The sequence below is a fragment of the Paenibacillus agricola genome, from assembly GCF_011440305.1.
Lineage (GTDB): Bacteria > Bacillota > Bacilli > Paenibacillales > NBRC-103111 > Paenibacillus_S > Paenibacillus_S agricola.
Genome location: NZ_JAAOIW010000001.1, coordinates 211,198 through 230,551, shown reverse-complemented (window position 1 = coordinate 230,551; position 19,354 = coordinate 211,198). Strand labels below are relative to the sequence as shown.

At 47.7% G+C, this 19,354-nt stretch carries 21 protein-coding genes; 16 read left to right on the top strand and 5 right to left on the bottom strand.

What is annotated here, in order from left to right; genetic code table 11:
- Positions 1-39: 39 nt before the first annotated feature.
- On the bottom strand, positions 40-372 hold the full coding sequence (locus G9U52_RS01145) for a hypothetical protein (RefSeq protein ID WP_166144931.1): 333 nt from the start codon (positions 370-372) through the stop codon (positions 40-42).
- Between the two features lie 167 nt (positions 373-539).
- Between G9U52_RS01145 and G9U52_RS01140 the strand changes: the two genes are divergently transcribed.
- Positions 540-764, top strand: coding sequence for a hypothetical protein (locus tag G9U52_RS01140; RefSeq protein WP_166144320.1), 225 nt, complete (start codon positions 540-542; stop codon positions 762-764).
- Positions 765-884: 120 nt separating this feature from the next.
- Here G9U52_RS01140 and G9U52_RS39110 read toward each other — a convergent pair whose 3' ends face one another.
- Together G9U52_RS39110 and G9U52_RS01135 are read right to left on the bottom strand one after the other, a co-directional pair.
- Positions 885-1,088 carry a zinc-ribbon domain-containing protein gene (locus G9U52_RS39110; protein WP_207952737.1) on the bottom strand — a complete coding sequence of 68 codons (204 nt, stop codon included), beginning with the start codon at positions 1,086-1,088 and terminating at the stop codon, positions 885-887.
- 204 nt (positions 1,089-1,292) lie between these two features.
- Positions 1,293-1,433 carry a hypothetical protein gene (locus G9U52_RS01135; RefSeq protein ID WP_166144928.1) on the bottom strand — a complete coding sequence of 47 codons (141 nt, stop codon included), beginning with the start codon at positions 1,431-1,433 and terminating at the stop codon, positions 1,293-1,295.
- A gap of 359 nt (positions 1,434-1,792) precedes the next feature.
- Here G9U52_RS01135 and rsmD point away from each other — a divergent pair, with 359 nt between their 5' ends.
- Positions 1,793-2,371 (top strand): 16S rRNA (guanine(966)-N(2))-methyltransferase RsmD, encoded by a 579-nt coding sequence (rsmD, locus tag G9U52_RS01130; RefSeq protein WP_166144925.1) that lies wholly within the window; start codon positions 1,793-1,795, stop codon positions 2,369-2,371.
- 18 nt (positions 2,372-2,389) lie between these two features.
- Positions 2,390-2,893 carry a pantetheine-phosphate adenylyltransferase gene (gene coaD / locus G9U52_RS01125; RefSeq protein WP_166144922.1) on the top strand — a complete coding sequence of 168 codons (504 nt, stop codon included), beginning with the start codon at positions 2,390-2,392 and terminating at the stop codon, positions 2,891-2,893.
- A gap of 6 nt (positions 2,894-2,899) precedes the next feature.
- Here the strand turns inward: coaD and G9U52_RS01120 are convergent, their stop codons facing one another.
- Positions 2,900-4,207 (bottom strand): nucleoside recognition domain-containing protein, encoded by a 1,308-nt coding sequence (locus G9U52_RS01120; protein ID WP_166144920.1) that lies wholly within the window; start codon positions 4,205-4,207, stop codon positions 2,900-2,902.
- A 129-nt stretch (positions 4,208-4,336) separates the two neighbouring features.
- Between G9U52_RS01120 and G9U52_RS01115 the strand changes: the two genes are divergently transcribed.
- A complete protein-coding gene (locus G9U52_RS01115) occupies positions 4,337-5,449 on the top strand; it encodes a YlbL family protein (protein WP_166144917.1) in 1,113 nt (370 codons plus the stop codon).
- 25 nt (positions 5,450-5,474) lie between these two features.
- Here G9U52_RS01115 and G9U52_RS01110 read toward each other — a convergent pair whose 3' ends face one another.
- Positions 5,475-6,734 carry a nucleotidyltransferase gene (locus tag G9U52_RS01110; RefSeq protein WP_166144915.1) on the bottom strand — a complete coding sequence of 420 codons (1,260 nt, stop codon included), beginning with the start codon at positions 6,732-6,734 and terminating at the stop codon, positions 5,475-5,477.
- Between the two features lie 104 nt (positions 6,735-6,838).
- Here G9U52_RS01110 and G9U52_RS01105 point away from each other — a divergent pair, with 104 nt between their 5' ends.
- From G9U52_RS01105 to ftsY, 12 genes are all read left to right on the top strand, one after another.
- A complete protein-coding gene (locus tag G9U52_RS01105) occupies positions 6,839-7,351 on the top strand; it encodes a YceD family protein (RefSeq protein ID WP_166144912.1) in 513 nt (170 codons plus the stop codon).
- A gap of 46 nt (positions 7,352-7,397) precedes the next feature.
- Positions 7,398-7,571: a 50S ribosomal protein L32 gene (rpmF, locus tag G9U52_RS01100; protein ID WP_166144909.1), complete on the top strand. Its 174-nt coding sequence runs from the start codon at positions 7,398-7,400 to the stop codon at positions 7,569-7,571.
- Between the two features lie 181 nt (positions 7,572-7,752).
- The gene (gene fapR, locus G9U52_RS01095; protein ID WP_166144906.1) at positions 7,753-8,358 is read left to right on the top strand and encodes a transcription factor FapR; all 606 of its coding nucleotides are present in this window, start codon (positions 7,753-7,755) and stop codon (positions 8,356-8,358) included.
- Positions 8,342-9,343: a phosphate acyltransferase PlsX gene (plsX, locus tag G9U52_RS01090; RefSeq protein ID WP_166144903.1), complete on the top strand. Its 1,002-nt coding sequence runs from the start codon at positions 8,342-8,344 to the stop codon at positions 9,341-9,343. Before fapR ends, plsX begins: the two co-directional genes overlap by 17 nt.
- Positions 9,344-9,376: 33 nt before the next feature.
- Positions 9,377-10,363, top strand: coding sequence for a beta-ketoacyl-ACP synthase III (locus G9U52_RS01085; protein ID WP_166144900.1), 987 nt, complete (start codon positions 9,377-9,379; stop codon positions 10,361-10,363).
- 83 nt (positions 10,364-10,446) lie between these two features.
- Positions 10,447-11,370, top strand: a complete 924-nt coding sequence (gene fabD, locus G9U52_RS01080; protein WP_166144897.1) for an ACP S-malonyltransferase — start codon at positions 10,447-10,449, stop codon at positions 11,368-11,370.
- A 16-nt stretch (positions 11,371-11,386) separates the two neighbouring features.
- A complete protein-coding gene (fabG, locus tag G9U52_RS01075) occupies positions 11,387-12,127 on the top strand; it encodes a 3-oxoacyl-[acyl-carrier-protein] reductase (RefSeq protein ID WP_166144894.1) in 741 nt (246 codons plus the stop codon).
- Between the two features lie 121 nt (positions 12,128-12,248).
- On the top strand, positions 12,249-12,482 hold the full coding sequence (locus G9U52_RS01070) for an acyl carrier protein (protein WP_076232675.1): 234 nt from the start codon (positions 12,249-12,251) through the stop codon (positions 12,480-12,482).
- Positions 12,483-12,620: 138 nt separating this feature from the next.
- On the top strand, positions 12,621-13,865 hold the full coding sequence (gene fabF, locus G9U52_RS01065; RefSeq protein ID WP_166144891.1) for a beta-ketoacyl-ACP synthase II: 1,245 nt from the start codon (positions 12,621-12,623) through the stop codon (positions 13,863-13,865).
- Between the two features lie 69 nt (positions 13,866-13,934).
- Positions 13,935-14,633 carry a ribonuclease III gene (gene rnc / locus G9U52_RS01060; protein WP_166144888.1) on the top strand — a complete coding sequence of 233 codons (699 nt, stop codon included), beginning with the start codon at positions 13,935-13,937 and terminating at the stop codon, positions 14,631-14,633.
- Between the two features lie 134 nt (positions 14,634-14,767).
- Positions 14,768-18,340 (top strand): chromosome segregation protein SMC, encoded by a 3,573-nt coding sequence (smc, locus tag G9U52_RS01055; protein WP_166144885.1) that lies wholly within the window; start codon positions 14,768-14,770, stop codon positions 18,338-18,340.
- Between the two features lie 27 nt (positions 18,341-18,367).
- A complete protein-coding gene (gene ftsY, locus G9U52_RS01050; RefSeq protein WP_166144882.1) occupies positions 18,368-19,342 on the top strand; it encodes a signal recognition particle-docking protein FtsY in 975 nt (324 codons plus the stop codon).
- The last annotated feature ends 12 nt before the right edge of the window (positions 19,343-19,354 follow it).

The window sequence follows — 19,354 nt, the reverse complement described above, 5'->3', positions numbered from 1 at the left end:
GTGGCTCGCTCCTTCTAGTTTCTTATTTAACGTTAAAGTTTAAAGTTTAAGCAACTCTTGGCGCTCTGCTTGCGGCCGGCATGAACGGCATACCCCAATCACCTGGCTGGGCCCTGAATAAAAGGTAAGCTCTTTGGGTTTAACCTTACGTTTACAATAGGAGCAGCTTTGCAGCTGTTTGGAGAGCGATTTTGGGGGTGACTCGGATTCAGCTATCGGTACGCGCTTCGGTTTTCTGGATCGTGACTTGCTACCAGCAGCAAATCGGTTCCGGTTCTTTTTACGAGTTCTAAGGATCAGTCCAATTAAACCAGCGATTAAAAAGATGGTAAAGATACAAAGGGTAACAATCATCGTCGTGCTGAGGCTCATACTTCGTATAGCTCCTTTCCTGAGATGGCTCCGGTAAAGCATGTTTTCAACAGAATAACATAGAGTGCGGTGGATTAAAATCAGTTTGTCAAAAGCCTGCTCATGTTTAGATTAGGCTGCAGAAGGTTAAAGTGATTAAATAGAACATAATGAGGAGGCGAATAATCATGACAGACAACGACTATAAAAACGAAGATCTTAAAACCTCAGTAAAAGAGCATGAAAAATTTGCTGAGAAAAAAGGGTCAGACCAACCGATCGAGGAAATTATGAACGGATCGATGGCTCCTAATATGGAAGAGATGAAACGCCTTGGTGAGGATATGAAAAACATGAAAACCGAGGAAGAGTTAAAAGAAGAAGGGTTAGTCTCCGATCCGCAACAAAGCTGATAGGAATTAGCTGAATAAATGAACGGGAGGAAGAAGCTGCATGGGATTGCGGCTTCTTTTTTTGGTGCGCCATATAAAAATCAAAGAAAAAAGCCCTCAAAGGGCTCATTCTTAAAGCTACTAACTAAAAAAAATAAAAGCAACAACCACCACAACAACAATCACACAAACGAGTAGGATCCAGAGCTTGCTTTTTGAAGTGGTAGCCGTTTCGGTTTGGCTCGGAATGACATCCGACTTTCTGAATAAAGTCCCGCAATACTTACAAGGAACATTTTCATCAACAAGCTTTTCATCACATTTTGAACAAAATAGCGCCTCCATTTGCCTCACTCGCAATCTGATGGGATTTTGTAAAATGGAAATTGTCTTATAGTCTTATATATGTATGGTTAGATCTTTAATTTATGAATAAACAGAATGAAAATCTTCGTTCCATATTTATCACCCACATGAGCAAAAAAATGGAGGGCTCTGCGCAAGGAAGATTAATCCTCCTTTGTGCAGAACCCTCCATTTGGCTTAGAATCAGCTTTCATCCTTTTCAATACGATTGATGGTTAGAAGGGAATTATTGTCTGACATGAAATCATTAAATTGCTCTTGGGTTTCAAATAAATAAGTGCTATCCTCAGTGACAACGGTAAACAAGGCTTCTTCATTGGTCATAATGATTACACCTCCTTAGTCCATTCCTTTGGCTATATTTGAAAAGTAATTTATTTTATTATTTAATCAATTTTCAGAACATTCAAACAATTAAATCATTATTTCTTCGGAGCTACTTTGGACACATAGGCAAACAGAAAGAGGCCCCTTACGGGACCTCATTCAATGGGAGAGGAGAAACCGGATGAAGAGCTTATGGGGAACGTAAGTCTTCTCCGCGGTTGTCTACGACATTTCGGATGCCGATATCTCAATTATAGGCATATTGTGGATGAATTATACATGATGCAACAATGTTTTGTGCAAAAGATTCGGTTTATGGTACGATAGGATCACTATAAGGCAGAAGGTGGAACTACATGAGAGTGATTTCAGGAAGCAAGAAGGGCAGGCTGTTAAAAGCTGTACCTGGCACAGGCACGCGTCCAACGACCGATAAGGTCAAGGAGGCGATTTTTAGCATGATTGGCCCTTACTTTGAAGGCGGGCAGGTGCTTGATTTATTCGCTGGAACAGGTGCTTTAAGCATCGAAGCATTGAGCAGAGGGATGGACAATGCGGTGCTCACGGATATTGACAGAAAAAGCATCGACACCATCAAGCGTAATTTGCAGATTACAGGCTTCACGGAGCAAGCGGGTATTTACTGTACAGATGCACGGCGGGCTTTGAAGGCATTGGTGAAACGGGAGGCGAAGTTTGATCTGGTGTTTCTGGATCCGCCCTATAAGATCAAGCTGGCGCAAGGGCTAATTGAGCAATTGGACCAGTTGGGACTGCTTAATCCTGAGGCAACGATTGTTGTAGAGCACGCTGCTGAGGACGTCGACCAAGACCAAATCGGTCGGTTGCAATGGGTACGGCGTTCTGAATACGGCGATACCGCAATCACAATTTACAAGATTGGCAAGGAACCGATTGAGTTAGCCGCCACATAAAAGGAGAGTCAACAGGTTATGAATAACGAACATTTTGGAGTGAAAATTGCCGTATATCCCGGCAGCTTTGATCCGGTCACGAATGGTCACTTGGATATTATTCGACGTTCGGCTAAAGTTTTTGACAAACTGGTTGTGGCCGTGCTGAACAATTTTAATAAAAATCCTCTATTTTCCGTCGATGAACGCGTGGAGCTATTAAAGCAGGTAACTGCAGATTTGCCGAATGTAGAGATCGACAGCTTTCGAGATCTTCTTGTAAATTATATGAAGCAAAAAAACGCGCATCTGATCGTACGTGGCTTACGTGCTGTGTCGGATTTTGAATACGAGCTGCAAATGGCTTCAACCAACCAAAAGCTCGATGAAAATATTGAAACCTTTTTTATGACCTCAACACCTAAATATTCATACTTAAGCTCGAGTATCGTCAAAGAAATTGCGCGTTTTCATGGTCCTGTAGTCGATTTGGTACCGGATGAAGTGGATAGGGCCATGCAAGTGAAATACGCTAAAGAGTAAGCGGAATCACACATCCCGTCCGCGGTGCTGCCAAATAAATACAGTGAAAATGGAAACAAGCAGCATTATTAATACGATACCACCAAATATCATCATCACCGGACTCATTAATGGCCATAAATTAATCCCATTCCAACTCGTTACTAAAGGCTCATAGGAGCTATTTCTTGCAGCTTGTGGCAAAAATACAGGTGAAGCCACTTCGTTTAACCAAAGCTTAAGCGGGCCCCAGAGCAAGTAGGTTAGAACGAACGAAATCATAGCGTGCTGCAGTCGGGATCGCAGAAAAGCGAAATAACGGATATCCGTATCCCTAATAAAGCTTTTGACTTGGGCATGCGCGGACAAGCCTCCCCATGCGAATATGGCGCTAAGTAAAGCATAATGCCAGGCTTCAGGCAATATCTGCTGCTGCACGAAAGCGAATGCGCCCAAATGGATTTCAAAAACACCTGGCAATAACACAGATAACAGGGCTTGTGCATCAGCCAAAGTAGTGAGCCCGAGCATATTCAGCAATATCGCTGCATAGGTAGTGATAGGGCTGATCGAGAGCACCTGAATAAGCACTGAGAAAATCATAATCAAGCCACCAATCGCCATAAGCTGTTGGATGGAGGTAGTGACAGATTCACCCAGAAGCTTGCCAAATGTGCGCCCGTCAGCTGCTCTCGCTGCATGTATGGCAGCTAGACTGCTAGCGATCCATCCGGCTTGAGCGGGTTGCCCCGTTGATGCTGCAAGGCGATTAGCCTCGAGGTTTTCCTCGGCTTCCTTCTCCTCAGCAGCAGACAGCCGTCTGCGGATGCCTCGCTGCAACAGGCCCATAATAAGCGCTGCTCCATAATGGAGCAAAGCGAGCGCGAGCCCGATAGCGGCATTTTGGAGGAAGCCTACACCAATAACCGTAATCAGCACCATAGGGCTTGTTACATGGGTCAAGGATAGCAGCCTTTCGGCCTCCTCTCGGGTAACGAGCTTGTCCCGGCGCAGCTCGGCTATAACAATAGCTCCTGATGGAGCACCGGAGGTAAAGCCTAGTGCCAATGGCCATCCGCCTGCGCCAGGAAGGCGAAATACAGCGTGCAGTAACGGCTCAAGCAGCTTGCCTAACCCGTGTAGAATGCCCATTCCACGCATGATTTCCGTTATTATGAGGAAAGGGAGTAGTGCCGGGAAAACAAGCTTCCACCAGATGGACAAGCCTTGCAGGGAAGCCTGGAATACCCGTTCAGGATACACAATCATACAAATGACAAGCAGTAGAGCCGCACCTCCGATAAGGAGGGTAGTCAATTTGGTCATTGTAAACATGGGCCTCACTCCGGCATACAGGATGGTACATGTTTACGCATAGCTCGTATGGTTTAGACCAAGCTTGCCAACCCTACAGATACAACTTGACGAATCGAGCAAGCACACGCGAGCCAAGGGGGAGAAACGATGGGACCATTGAATAACACGAAGCGGGCATCACGTGCCATCACTTCAGTTTTTATAGCCATAGCTATTATTTATGCGCTTTATTTTATGCCCTTGCCGTTATTTATTTTTTCGGCTGGAACTGCCGAGGTTGTGCATCCGATGGTGCAAGCGAAGGCGTCAGGCAATGAAGACAAGGGTACGTTTATGCTTACGACGGTTCGTGTTAGTGATGCTTCCGTATTTAGCTATGTGATGTCCTTTTTCCGTCCTTACGATGAAATAAGGAAAAAGACAGAGCTGCTTCGCAAGGATGAGTCGGAGCAGGAGTATTCGCAGCGACAAGAGGTGAATATGCTCTCTTCGCAATCTAGCGCCCTTCAGGCTGCCTACCATAAGTTGGGGATTCCTTACAAAATCATGAATGACGGCGTGGTCATTGTGCAAGTATATAAGGGGTTCCCCGCGCATGAAGTTTTGCAGGCAGGGGATTATATTGTGAAAGTCGAAGATACACCCGTTGAACAAAGCCAGGAGCTCCAAAAGCTGCTGCAAAGTAAAAAAGCCGGTGATACCGTAGCGATCTCCTACAAAAGAAAACAAATTACAAGAGTCGCGCAAATTCCACTGGCCTTGCTGCCTTTGGATGAAGGAGCTTCACCCGTTAAACCGGAGGAGCGCCGTGCAGGTCTAGGTGTAGTTCCGGCTACGGTGCAAAGCATCAAAACCGATGATGAGACCAAGCAAGTGACCATCAAAGCCGGAGATATTGGCGGGCCTTCAGCCGGGTTGATGTTTTCGTTGGAAATCATCAACCAGCTGCTACCAGAAGATATTACTAAGGGTTATAAAATTGCCGGAACGGGCACCATTGATGAAAAAGGGGTCGTAGGCGTCATAGGTGGCATCCAGCATAAAATTATTGCTGCGGACAAAGTGGGAGCCGATTTTTTCTTTGCCCCGAAGGATGTCGTTACATCTGCGGGCAGCTTCCCCAACTACACAGATGCTATGAAAAGAGCCGAGGAAATTCATACCCCGATGAAAATAGTTCCTGTGGGCACGCTGGATGATGCGATTCAATACTTGAGTGCATTGCCTGCCAAAACACCCCAACCGGTAAAAACCAGCTAGGGCATGCTAGGTCGGAGGCAAGCTACTAGGGCAGCGTTATTTGCACAGGCGGCTCATAATAATCGCGGAACCATTCACGCTCTGTCGCTTGCTGAAAGCCTAATGCATATACCGAAGTGGCTTGAATATCCATAAGCAAAAGCGGTGAAGGCTCTAGACCAGCATTCACATTTGTAAGGATGGGCACCTTAGCAGTCTGTTTCATCCGTTTCAGTAGGGTGCGCCCTGCGCTGCTAAAGCCTAATACGCGCAGATAGGGGACGCCTTGTGCTAAAACTGCTGGTGAAAGCTGCTCTTTGCTCTGGTTCAGCAAAATGCGCAGCAGCATCCGCTGCAGCTTCGTGCGCGTGTAGCGCTTGGTTTTCAGCAGGCTGATCAGCTGCTGGACGATGGGTACCGCATCAGCCCCAGCAGAGCCCTGCGAAAGCGAGGGCAGCACCCGCTTGATGCGATGCTCTAGCCCTTCTGTGACCTCATGGAGCTCGGCCAGCTGCGCGGCGCTGTGATGCAGCAGCTGGAGCAGCAGCGGCTTGGCGTAGCACTCCCACTGAATGGGAGCGCGTCCTGCAGCAGTCTCACGCTTTAGCACCTGCATCGTGCCTTCAGGCACGTAGGGAGCGAGCTCACCGAGTGAGCCACGCTCAAAAAGGATATGGCGCAAGGCCGTTGCGCTGGCAATCGCTTGATCAGTGATCGCGATTTGGTTATAATCAGATTTCTGCCGCGTTACCGTCAATGGCTCGATACGGCTGCCCAGCCGCTTCAGTGCGATCAAATAATGCAAGCCTAGCGTATTATTGGGTTTCGCGAGCTCAGCCGGGTCGATGCCGGGCATCTGGCGGGCTATTGCGCGTCCATATGCCGCAGGGTAGGGCAGACCTAGCTTGAGCTCCTCTTGGAGCAACGCGTGGAACGCTGCAGGCTCGTCGTGCATCACCGCAGCTATGTCCTGCAGCCAGCCAATGTCCCCGCTTTCGCTGCCGAAGCATAGGCTATCGACAACGCCTGTTGCCTCAAGCGCGGAGACGGCTCCGTAGGCGAACCACTCGGCAGGCTGCGTCGAGAACGCTACCGGCAGCTCGATCACAAGGTCAACGCCCATGCGTAGAGCCATCTCTGCCCGCGCCCATTTATCCGCCATTGCAGGCTCTCCGCGCTGAAGGAATTGACCGCTCATCACAGCTATTGTATAATCGGCGCCAGAGCTCTTTTTTGATTCTTGATAATGGAAGGCATGTCCGTTATGTAAGGGATTATATTCAACAATAAGGCCAACTGTTTTCATAAAACGACTCCTTTTTAATTATTTTACTATAACACGATCTTAAAATGTTGACAAAATGCAGGTATTATCGATATAATAATCTTTGTTTGTTTGGGGTGATTCTTGTGTTCATTCGTTTAAAAGAGTTGGCGCAGAAAGCTAACACGGTACATTTTGATGAAACTGTTGATCTGTCCGATGCTTTGAAGGAAAGCAATGGCCTACTCAACGCGGGACCGCTACATATTAGCCTCCAGGCGCTGGGTAAAGAAGAGGTTGCTATTGTGACGGGACAGCTAAGTGTTGACGTGGAACAACCTTGCTCCCGCTGCTTGAATCCGGTGAAGCAAACGCTGGTAATTCCTTTTCATGAAACGTTTGCCCGTGCTGCAGATGAGTCGGAGACTGATGACGAGGATGAGGAGACTCTTTTCGTTACAGACGACAAGATAGAATTGCTGCCCTATGTAATGGAAAATGTAATGCTTGCATTACCGTACATTCCGTTGTGCGATGAAAATTGTCTTGGCTTATGCTCAGTTTGCGGTGTCGACCGCAATCTACAATCCTGTGATTGCAATCGTACGAAGATGGATCCAAGATTGGCAGGCTTAGCGGATTTTTTTAAGCAAGAATAAGGCAAGATGCACGACCAGTTTGATTTTTGTGAAGGAGGTGGGGAAGATGGCAGTACCTCAAAGAAGAACATCTAAGACTCGTCGCGACAAGCGTCGTACTCACTTTAAATTAGTAGTACCAGGTATGGTAAAGTGCGAGAGTTGTGGAGAATTAAAAATGTCTCACCATGTTTGTAAAGTTTGTGGTTCGTACAAAAACAGAGAAGTTATCAAGCAATAGTTCTCTGGCGAGCAAAGTAAAGATAGTACTTCATCCTTTGGTGAAGTGCTATTTTTTTACTCTTTCCTTTTAGGAAATAATCTATTATACTATCTCTTATTACTTGGTCTTAAGATCTCATCGGGATGCACCGAATACATACATGCTTGCATAAGTGGCATGCAGATTATAGATAAAGGCGGTGTTTGGTATCGAACGCCTTCCTAAACGCCAGCGTCAGCACAAACTGAGCGGAGCCATTGAGGATAACCCTTTTATTACGGATGAAGAATTAATGCGTTTGTTTCAAGTCAGTATCCAGACGGTTCGTTTGGATAGGCTAGAGCTGGGTATACCGGAGCTGCGTGAGCGTATCAAGCTCATGGCGGAGCTTTCTTATGACCAGGTGCGGTCACTTCCACTGCATGAAGTCATCGGTGAGGTCATTGACCTTCAGCTCGACAAAAGCGGCATATCGATTTTTGAAATTAAGGAAGAGCATGTTTTTTCCAGAACCCAAATCGCTCGCGGGCACCATATTTTCTCGCAAGCCAACTCTATGGCAGTCGCCCTTATTAATGACCAGATCGCATTAACGGCTGCTGCGGATATTCGTTTTGTACGTTCTGTGAAGCTGGGGGAAAAATGTGTGGCTAAGGCTTATGTACGCTCAATCACCAAAGGTAAGGCTAAAGTAGAAGTGATTACTTACGTGGGTGATGAAGTGGTCTTTCAAGGTAATTTCATTATTTATCACTCAACGAAAGACCGTTTGGAGGGAGGGGAGCCTGATGCGGATAGCGATTGATGCCATGGGTGGAGACCATGCCCCTGATGTGGTAGTGGCAGGGGCACTGGAAGCGGTGCGGGAATGGAAGGATATTACGGTCATTTTAATCGGGGATGCAGCCCGAATTGAACCGCTTATTCGCCAGGCCGGCGATCAACCAAGCAACTTGGAAGTTATTCATGCAAGTGAGGTTATAGAAGCAGACGATGAGCCGGTTAAGGCTGTAAGACGTAAAAAAGATGCTTCAATGGTAGTGGCAGGCCGTATGATTCAAGAGAAGAAAGCGGATGCTATGATCTCTGCCGGCAATACGGGAGCACTAATGACAACGGGCTTATTAATTGTGGGGCGGATTGAAGGCATTGACCGTCCGGCTTTGACCTTAACGATACCTTCTATGGATGGTAAAGGGATGGTTGCCCTAGATATGGGAGCCAATATGGATGCATCTGCTGAGCAGCTGGTGCAATATGCGATTATGGGAAGTATATATAGGAAAAAAGTACACGGTGTGGTGAAGCCAAGAGTAGGGCTGCTGAACGTAGGCACCGAGCCCATGAAGGGCAATGAGCTTACGAAAGCAGCTTATCCGCTGCTAGAGCAAGCCCCTATTCATTTTATCGGCAATGTGGAATCACGAGATTTATTATATGGCCCATGTGATGTGCTTGTATGCGATGGCTTTGCTGGCAATATTATGCTGAAATCGCTGGAGGGTGCAGCAGCGACTATTTTTGCCGCACTCAAAATCGAATTCACACGAAACCTGGCAACCAAAGCAGCAGCAGCTGTATTAAGGCCCGGGATTACAAAGTTTAAACGTCAGCTTGATTATTCCGAATATGGGGCAGCGCCGCTTTTGGGAATAAATGGGCTAGTGTTGAAAAGCCACGGGTCCTCGAATGCACTGGCCATTAAAAATGCGATTCGCCAAGCAAGGTTATCGATCGAGAACGAATTGCTTGCAAGCATCGTGAAAGAAATTAATCATTTAAGTAAATAATGGAAATAAGTAACGGAAGAGAGTTGTTACGTTATGAGCTTACTGCCAGTTGGTATTATTGGAACAGGCAAGTATGTGCCTGATCGTGTTTTAACGAATCGAGAGCTGGAGCAGATGGTTGAGACGAACGATGAATGGATCGTATCGAGAACGGGGATTCGCGAAAGAAGAATAGTGAGCCCTGAGCAAGCTTCCTCTGATTTGGCCTATGCAGCATCGTTAAAAGCATTGGAGATGGCAGGAATCGGTCCTGAGCAATTAGATTTAATTGTGGTGGCGACGATTACTCCAGATATGGCTTTTCCTTCAACAGCCTGTATTCTACAAGACAAGCTTGGCGCCAAAAAGGCGGCAGCTTTTGATTTATCGGCAGCTTGCTCCGGTTTTATTTATGGATTAGCGAACGCTTCTAATTTTATTGCTATGGGAACTTATAAATATGCATTAGTTGTTGGTACGGAATGCTTATCGAAAATTACGGATTATACCGATCGCAATACATGTATTTTGTTCGGTGATGGCTCAGGAGCCGTTGTGCTTGGTGTTGTCCCGGAAGGACGGGGGTTTAAATCGTTCGAATTGGGCGCGGATGGCTCCGGCGGAGAGCTATTGAAGGTAGCGGGCGGAGGTTCGAGATGCCCGGCATCTCCACAAAGCCTTGAAACCAAGCAACATTTTATTTATATGGCTGGCAGTGAGGTTTTTAAATTCGCTGTCCGTATTATGGGAAATGCCGCTGAAGAAGCGCTGCGTAAAGCAGGAATGACGAGAAAAGACATCGATCTCTTGATTCCGCATCAAGCGAACATCCGGATTATTCAATCGGCACTGAACCGTTTGGAGCTCAGTGAAGATAAGTGCGTAATCAACCTCGACAAGTACGGCAACGTATCTGCGGCATCGATTCCGATTGCGTTAGCTGAGGCTGTAGAAGCAGGCAGGCTGCAAGAGGGCGACCGCTTAGTGATGGTTGGCTTTGGCGGAGGCTTGACATGGGGCGCTTCGGTGTTGGTCTGGTAGCTTAACGAAAGTTTGGCTTCGCAAAACTCAGCGGATGCTTACGAAGAAAGTTTTGCTTCGCAAAACTCTAAGGAGAATCTAACATGGGCAAAATAGCATTTGTATTTCCAGGCCAGGGTGCACAAGCAGTGGGCATGGGAAAAGATATTTTTGAAACAAACGAAGCAGCTAAACGTATATTCAACCGTGCAGATGAAGCATTAGGCTACTCACTTTCCTCGATTATTTTCGAAGGACCTGAGGCTGAGCTGAAAATCACTTACCACACACAACCTGCATTGCTTACAACAAGCATCGCTTACTTGGAGCTGTTTAAGGCCAAAGGCTTGTTGCCCGATTATGTTGCGGGGCATAGCTTGGGTGAATACACAGCATTGGTGGCAGCCGGTGTGCTTAGCTTTGAGGATGCGGTTCGTACCGTGCGTGCACGAGGCGAATTTATGGAAGCGGCTGTGCCAAGCGGGCAGGGTGCGATGGCTGCCGTATTAGGCGCTGAGCGTGAAGCTCTGGACATGCTCTGCCGAACCATTTCCAGTGAAATTGGTGTCGTAGAGCTTGCCAACCTTAATTGCCCTGGGCAAATTGTCGTTTCAGGAAGCCGCGAGGGAGTCCAGGCCTTGGTGGAACGCGGCAAAGAGATTGGCGCCAAGCGCGTGATTCCTTTGGAGGTTAGCGGTCCCTTTCATTCTTCATTAATGAAGCCTGCTTCTGAGCGTCTTGGAGCTGTTCTAGCCGGTCTTGCCATGCAGCCTGCCAACATGCCGGTTATTGCTAATGTTACCGCGTTGCCTGTTACAGAGCCGGAGGCGATTCGCCAGCTGCTGATCGACCAGGTGCACTCCTCGGTCCGCTGGGAGGACAGCATCACTTGGCTGATCGCCCAAGGGGTCGATACCTTTGTTGAGATAGGACCAGGCACGGTGCTAACGGGTTTGATCAAAAAAATCGACCGTACGGTGAAGGTTGTTGCCATCAATAGCAGGGAAGCGGTCGAGCAGTTCCAATAGGAGGGAATCAGAGACGATGCTAACAGGTAAATCGGCGCTCGTTACAGGCGCATCACGCGGTATTGGTCGAGCGATTGCTTTGTCACTAGCAGAAGCCGGAGCGGATGTCGCTGTTAATTATGCAGGGAGCGAGGCTGCTGCTGCTGAAGTTGTGGGCTTGATCGAAGCGATGGGCAGGAAAGCTTTTAAGATCAAGGCTGATGTAAGCTCCTCGCAAGAGGTGGAAGAAATGTTTAAGCAAGTGCTGGGAACGTTTGGACAGCTGGACATTTTGGTTAATAATGCAGGGATCACCAGAGACAATTTGATCATGCGAATGAAAGAAGATGAATTCGACCAGGTCATTGCGACGAATTTGAAGGGCGTGTTTAACTGTATAAAAGCGGCCACACGTCCGATGATGAAGCAACGCTCAGGACGGATCATTAATATTTCGTCAGTTGTTGGTGTGCTTGGCAACCCCGGGCAAATTAATTATGTGGCTGCAAAAGCGGGTGTAATCGGAATGACGAAAGCTTCTGCCAAGGAGCTTTCGTCACGAGGAATAACCGTTAATGCAGTAGCACCAGGATTTATTGAGACAGATATGACAGACAAGCTTTCCGAAGAGATGGTTGCTGGGTTATTGCAGCAAATTCCGTTATCCCGTCTGGGCAAGCCGGAAGACATAGCTAAGGCTGTACGTTTCCTTGCTTCTGACGATGCTTCCTACATGACAGGCCAAACCATCCATGTGGATGGCGGCATGTATATGTAGCCTGCAATTTCGTGTTAATCACACGGAACCGCTAGGAAATTTCGTTTTTTCGGTGGAGCTTGCGCTTGCTCTGGCAATTTGTCCATAAGTCCAGTATAATACCATAGAGGAGGTGAACCGGATGTCCGATGTTTTGGAACGCGTAAAACGTATCGTCATCGATCGTCTTGGTGTTGAAGAGGCCGAAGTTACCCTCGAAGCATCTTTTAAAGATGATTTAGGCGCTGATTCTCTAGATGTAGTAGAATTAGTCATGGAATTAGAAGATGAATTTGATTTGGAAATCTCTGATGAAGATGCAGAGACGATCACTACGGTAGGTCAAGTAGTTGAGTACATAAAATCTCATACTTAATTGGCGCTTAAGTCCCGTTTATTTATTGGCGGGACTTATTTCCGTTAAAGGCTGGAAGCACTTTGGCCATGTATAATTTTAATAAGCGTAACTTATCCTACATAACAACATTGTTATTTTAGATAGAGGTGGATTTTAATGAATCAAAGAGTCGTAATAACAGGTATGGGGGTCATGACCTCATTAGGACAGGATTTAGATACTTTCTGGGGTAACCTGATGGAAGCTAAGTCAGGGGTCGGACCGATCGAATTGTTTGATGTAACCGAATACCCAACGCAAATTGCCGCGGAAATTAAAAATTTTAACTTTGAGCCTTTTTTTGATAAAAAAGAGGCGCGAAGAATGGACCGTTTCGTCCAATTTGCTGTTGTGGCAAGTTTGCTTGCATTGAAGGATGCTTCACTCGATATCAAAGTAGATACGGATCCAGAGCGTGTAGGCGTATATGTGGGCTCAGGAATCGGTGGCTTGTCCACTTGGGAAGAGCAATTTAAAATATTGCTAGAAAAAGGACCAAGACGTGTTAGTCCCTTCTTTATTCCGATGATGATCGCAAATATGGCTTCCGGGCAAATTTCGATTATGACTGGTGCCAAGGGTCCTAACAGCACCGCGGTAACTGCATGTGCGACGGGTACCCACTCAATTGGTGATTCGTACAAGATGATCCAGCGCGGGGATGCTGATGTGATGATTTGCGGCGGTGCCGAAGCGACCATCACGCCTACAGGTGTGGCAGGCTTCTGTGCATTGCGAGCGATGTCTACGCGCAATGATGACCCAACAAAAGCGAGCCGTCCTTTCGATACCGGTCGCGATGGCTTTGTAATGGGTGAAGGCTCAGGCGTACTCATTTTGGAGTCGTTGGAGCATGCAACTAAGCGTGGAGCACGTATTTATGCTGAGGTTATCGGATACGGAATGAGTGGAGATGCCCATCATATGACCGATCCTGATCCAGATGGTGCAGCAAGATGTATGCTGAAAGCGATTAAAGATGCAGGCATAACTCCAGAGCAAATTGATTACATTAATGCACACGGTACGTCGACACCGGTGGGTGACCGTTCCGAAACCACTGCGGTTAAGAAGGCTTTCGGAGATCATGCTTACAAAGTTGCTATCAGTTCAACCAAGTCCATGACTGGCCATTTATTGGGTGCTGCAGGCGGCGTTGAGGCGTTAATTTGTGGACTTGCCCTGAAGAATGGCATCATCCCGCCAACAGCCAACCTGGACAACCAGGATCCACTATGTGACTTGGATTATGTACCGAATGTACCACGCAAGGCTGACCTGCAAATTGTCATGTCCAACTCGTTTGGCTTTGGTGGCCATAATGCTACGATTATTTTAAAGAAGTTTGCCGAGTCTGTATAAGTAATTCTTGAAAATTTTGTGTTCAGTTTAGAGAACCGTAACCGGATGGTTGAAGTAGGTGGTGAGAATATGCAACGTAACCTGAAGCAGTTGCAGATCGCATTGGATATTTCATTTCGCAAACCGGAGCTGTTAAGGCAGGCATTTACACACTCCTCCTATGTGAATGAACATCGACTTGGAAATTATCAAGACAATGAGCGGCTGGAATTTCTGGGTGATGCGGTTTTGGAATTAACCGTCTCTGAATATTTGTTTGAGAAGTATCCAGGTCGTTCTGAAGGGGAGCTAACGAAGCTTAGGGCGTCGATTGTATGCGAGCCTTCACTGGTTAGCTTTGCCGAGCAATTAACATTTGGCTCCTATGTGCTCTTGGGTAAAGGTGAGGAGCTGACGGGCGGGCGGACAAGGCCAGCATTGCTGGCGGATGTATTCGAATCGTTCGTGGGTGCGCTCTATTTGGATCAAGGTCTTGAGGTCGTTAATGTGTTTTTGCGCAAGCATCTTTTCCCCAATTTACCGAATCAGGGCAGGTTGCTGACTGTGGATTTCAAGACCCATCTACAGGAGTATATACAGCAGCATAATATGGGTGTGTTAGAGTACAAGATAGTGGATGAACGCGGTCCAGCGCATGAACGAGAGTTTGTAGCGCGGGTTCAAGTAGGTGAAAAGCTGCTAGGTGAAGGCACTGGCCGTTCCAAGAAAGAAGCGGAGCAGCATGCAGCGGCACGAGCGTTAGAGGCTTTGAACGTACAAATCCAGTAACCTTCCAAAGGAACCAGAACAATGCATCGAGCGGCTACCCAGCTGGTTTCGATGCATTTTCTTGTGGAGGGGAAGAGCCCTGAGAGCGTTCTATGAATAGGGTTTATATGGTACAATAGGGTGGAGGTGAGACGATGTTTTTGAAGCGAATAGAATTAACCGGATTTAAATCGTTTGCCGATAAAACGGAGCTGGAATTTGTTCCAGGCATCACGGCAGTTGTAGGTCCCAATGGCAGCGGAAAAAGCAATATTTCCGATGGTATCCGGTGGGTGTTAGGCGAGCAGAGCGCACGCAGCTTGCGGGGCGGCAAAATGGAGGACATTATTTTCGCTGGAAGTGACAAGCGTAAAGCTGTGAACTTTGGCGAGGTTTCTTTAACCTTGGATAATACAAGCCAATCACTATCATTGGATTTTAACGAAGTGACGGTAACACGCCGTGTCCATCGCAATGGGGACAGCGAATATTTGATCAATAAGCAGCCTTGCCGGCTGAGGGATATAACCGAATTGTTTATGGATACCGGAATCGGGAAGGAAGCTTACTCGATCATTGGGCAAGGTCGCATCGAAGAAATATTAAGCACTAAATCGGAGGATCGCCGGGGTATTTTTGAAGAAGCCTCCGGCATCGTTAAATATAAATCACGTAAGCGCGAGACTGAGAAAAAGCTCCAGGAGACTGAACAAAATTTATTGCGTATCCATGATTTGGTTACAGAGCTGGAGGACCAGATCGAGCCGCTGCGACAGCAGTCTGAGAAAGCGGTGCGCTATAAGGAGCTGCGTGAGCAGCTGAAAAGCAGCGAAATTGCGATGTACGTGTATCAGATTGAGCAGATTTATATTTCATGGACAGATAACAATGCCAATTTGGACAGGTTGAGGCTGGAGCAAGTATCGCTTTCTGCCATTGTGGGCCAGCATGATACCCATCTGGAGAAGCACCGCTCGGAAACACGCCGTCTTGAAGTGGATATCGAAAAGCTGCAGGAAGAGCTGCTTCAGCTCAGTGAGGACTTCGAGAAATGCGAAGGTCATGGCGAGGTGCTGAAGGAGCGCAAGAAAAATTATGTCGGCAACCAGGCGCAGCTTAGGCAGACAGCGGCCCAGCAAGGGCAACGAATGGTCGAGAAGGAAGCGGACCTCAATCTTTTTAAAGGTAAGATTACAGCGATATCAGCCGAGTTGCTGCAATTCCAAGCCAAGCTGATGGCAGAGGAAGCACGTTTGGTTGGGGTAGCTGGTGGTGTCAGCAACAGTGAGGAAGACCGCTTAAAAAGCGATTTGTTGGAAACTTTGAATAAAATAGCGAATGCACGCAATGAAGTCCGTTATACCGAGCAGCAGAACGAAGGCTTGTCGAGGCGGTTAGAGAGGCTTGGCGGCGAGCATCGCAAGTGGAAGGAACAAGCAGACGGCATCTCCGTGCGTAAGCAGGAGCTAGAAAAGCGCTTAGCCACCGTCAAGAAGCAGATTGCGGATTTGCGTACTCGTTATGTGGATGCAAGCCAAACGCTCAAATCGAAGCAGCAGCTCTCCGAAGAAGCCCAATCCTCTGTACGCAAGTGGGAGCAGAAGCTGGATGCCTTGGTGTCCAGGCGGGATACGATGCGCGAGATGGCGAACGACTATGACGGCTTTATCCATGGCGTCAAAGAGATACTAAAAGCAAAGGATCGCCGTGATCTGCAAGGGATCCGTGGAGCCGTAGCCGAGCTGATGAAGGTACCGGCACAGGTGGAAACAGCGATGGAAACCGCGTTAGGCGGCGCCCTGCAGCATGTGGTTGTAGACAGCGAAGGCAATGCCCGTGAGGCAATTGCTTTCTTGAAAAGGCGCCAGCTTGGACGGGCCACCTTCCTGCCCCTGGATGTCATACGAAGCCGTTCTATTCCGGATTCGGATAAGCGGTCTATAGAGAGCATGGAGGGCTTCGTAGGCATCGGTATTGACTTGGTGCAATATGAGGAGCCGTATCGCCAAATTGTGGGCAGCTTGCTTGGCAATGTGATTATAGTAAGCCAATTGGATATGGCAAACCGCATTGCAGCCAAGATCCAGTACCGATATCGGGTTGTTACCTTGGAGGGCGACATTGTGAACCCAGGGGGCTCCATGACAGGGGGGAGCCAACAGCGTAAAACAACCAGCCTGCTCAGCCGCCAACGCCAGATTGAAGAAATGGATCAGGAAATTCTGGATTCGCAGAAGCAGATGCAGCAGCTGCGTACAAGGGGAGAGCAGATGCGCAAGGAGATTTCCTCCGAAACCAACGCGCTGGAGGCGCTGCGACAGAATGGTGAGAATCTGCGGATCGAAGAGCAACAGGTGCAGGCAGCCTTGCAGCCGATCGAGCAAGAGTCCAAGCAGGTTGCCGACCAGCTGTTGCTATACAGCCAGGATGGCGACTCGCTGAACACAGAAAGCCGTGAATTGGGATCGCGGCGCGAAGCGGCCTTATTATCCTTGGAGCTGCTCCAAGAGGAAGAAGCGATCATTCAGCAGGCTATTCGGGAAGCGGCATCTGCACGCAAAGCTGGTGAGCAAGAAAAAGAACAATTGCAGAGCCTGCTGACCGACCTCAAGATCAAAGTCGCATCGCTTTCCCAAGAGAAACAATCCTTGCAAGATCAGGAGAAGCATTTCAAGACCGAGCTAGCCGAGCTTTACAAGGAGCTTGATCTGAACCGCAGCATCCTGCAGCAAATGGACCTGGACATGTCTAATGTCCAGCAAGAATCCCTATCGCAAATGGAGCTATTGAATAATTTATCTATTAAAAAACAGCATTGCTCGGAGTTGCTCGACCTCAAACGTGCTGAGCGATCAGAGTGGCAGGGTAAGCTCGACCATGAAGAGAATAAGACGAGAGAAGAACGTAACCAGCTGCGCAAGGTTGATGAGCAACTACACCAAACGGAGGTCAGGGTGACCCGGCTGGATGTAGAGCTTGAGAATCTGTTGAAAAAGCTCGCAGATGATTATGAATTAAGCATTGAGCTGGCTAAAGAGCGTTATCCTGTGCCTGAGGATGTACTGGGAACTCAAAATAAAGTGCGGGAATTAAAACGGGAAATTGCGATTTTAGGCGATGTCAATCTGGGTGCGATTGAAGAATATTTGCGCGTTAATGAACGCTACGAGTTCCTTAGCGAGCAGAAAAATGACTTGGTGGATGCGAAAACAACGCTTTATCAGGTTATCCACGAAATGGATGAGGAGATGTCCAAGCGCTTCCGCATCACCTTCGATTTGATCCGGACTCATTTTGTGATTGTGTTTGCTAAGCTGTTTGGCGGCGGGCGTGCCGATTTGATTTTATCGGAGCCGAGCAACCTGCTGAATACAGGCATCGAAATTGTGGCACAGCCGCCAGGCAAAAAGCTGCAAAACCTGCAGCTGCTCTCAGGGGGCGAACGTGCCCTTACAGCGATTGCGCTGCTGTTTGCGATAATTCGCGTGAAGCCAGTGCCTTTCTGCGTCCTCGATGAGGTGGAGGCAGCTTTGGATGAAGCCAATGTTACACGGTTTGCCGAATATTTACGGGAGTTCTCGGAGCAAACGCAGTTCATTGTGGTTACCCACCGCAAAGGAACGATGGAAGAAGCAGATGTATTATACGGGGTGACGATGGAAGAAGGCGGCGTATCCAAGCTTGTATCCGTCCGTATGGAAGAAGACGAAGCGATTATAGCAAGCTAGATGACCAAGAGGGGGAGGGTAAGCACTATGAGCTTTTTTAAAAAATTAAAAGATAGCATTTCCTCAAAGGCCGAGGAAGTCACCAATAAGTTTAAGGAAGGCTTGGCCAAAACCCGCGATGTATTTGTGGAACGGGTCGAGGATTTGTTCAGCCGCCGCAAAAAAATCGACGAGGATTTTTACGAGGAGCTTGAAGAAATCTTAATCGGTGCTGATGTAGGTGTTGGTACCGTAATGAAGCTGATTGAGAACCTTCGGGCCGAGGTGCGTAAACGAAAGATTGAGCAGCCAAGCGAGCTCCAGCCGATCCTCTCAGAAATGATCGTGGCTTTGCTGAAAGGCGACGAAAAATCATCGCTAAAGATGGCCTCCTCCGGTTTGACTGTGATTCTTTTTGTAGGCGTCAATGGGGTTGGCAAAACAACGACGATAGGCAAGATGGCTCATATGTTTAAGTCGCAAGGAAAAAAAGTCATGTTGGCTGCTGGAGATACGTTTCGTGCCGGAGCCATTGAGCAGCTGGAAGTATGGGGCAAGCGTGCTGGGGTTGATGTCATTAAGCAGCAATCGGGATCAGACCCGGCTGCAGTCATGTTTGATGCACTTCATGCAGCCAAAAGCCGTGGCGTAGATATCCTGCTATGCGACACGGCGGGACGCCTGCAAAATAAAGTGAATTTGATGGAGGAGCTTAATAAAATATACCGTGTCATTACCCGTGAGGTACCAGAGGCCCCTCATGAGGTATTGCTCGTATTGGACGCAACAACTGGACAAAATGCATTAAGCCAAGCGAAGATGTTCGATGAGAAATCAGGCTTGACCGGTTTAGTGCTAACGAAGCTGGACAGTACGGCCAAGGGGGGAATCGTTGTAGCGATCCGCCAAGAGCTTCAATTACCGGTTAAATTCGTGGGGCTAGGCGAAAAAATCGATGATTTGCAGCAATTTGACTCTGAACAATTCGTTCATGCCTTGTTTGGCAAGTGGATAAAAGAGTGACAAGTGAGTGAC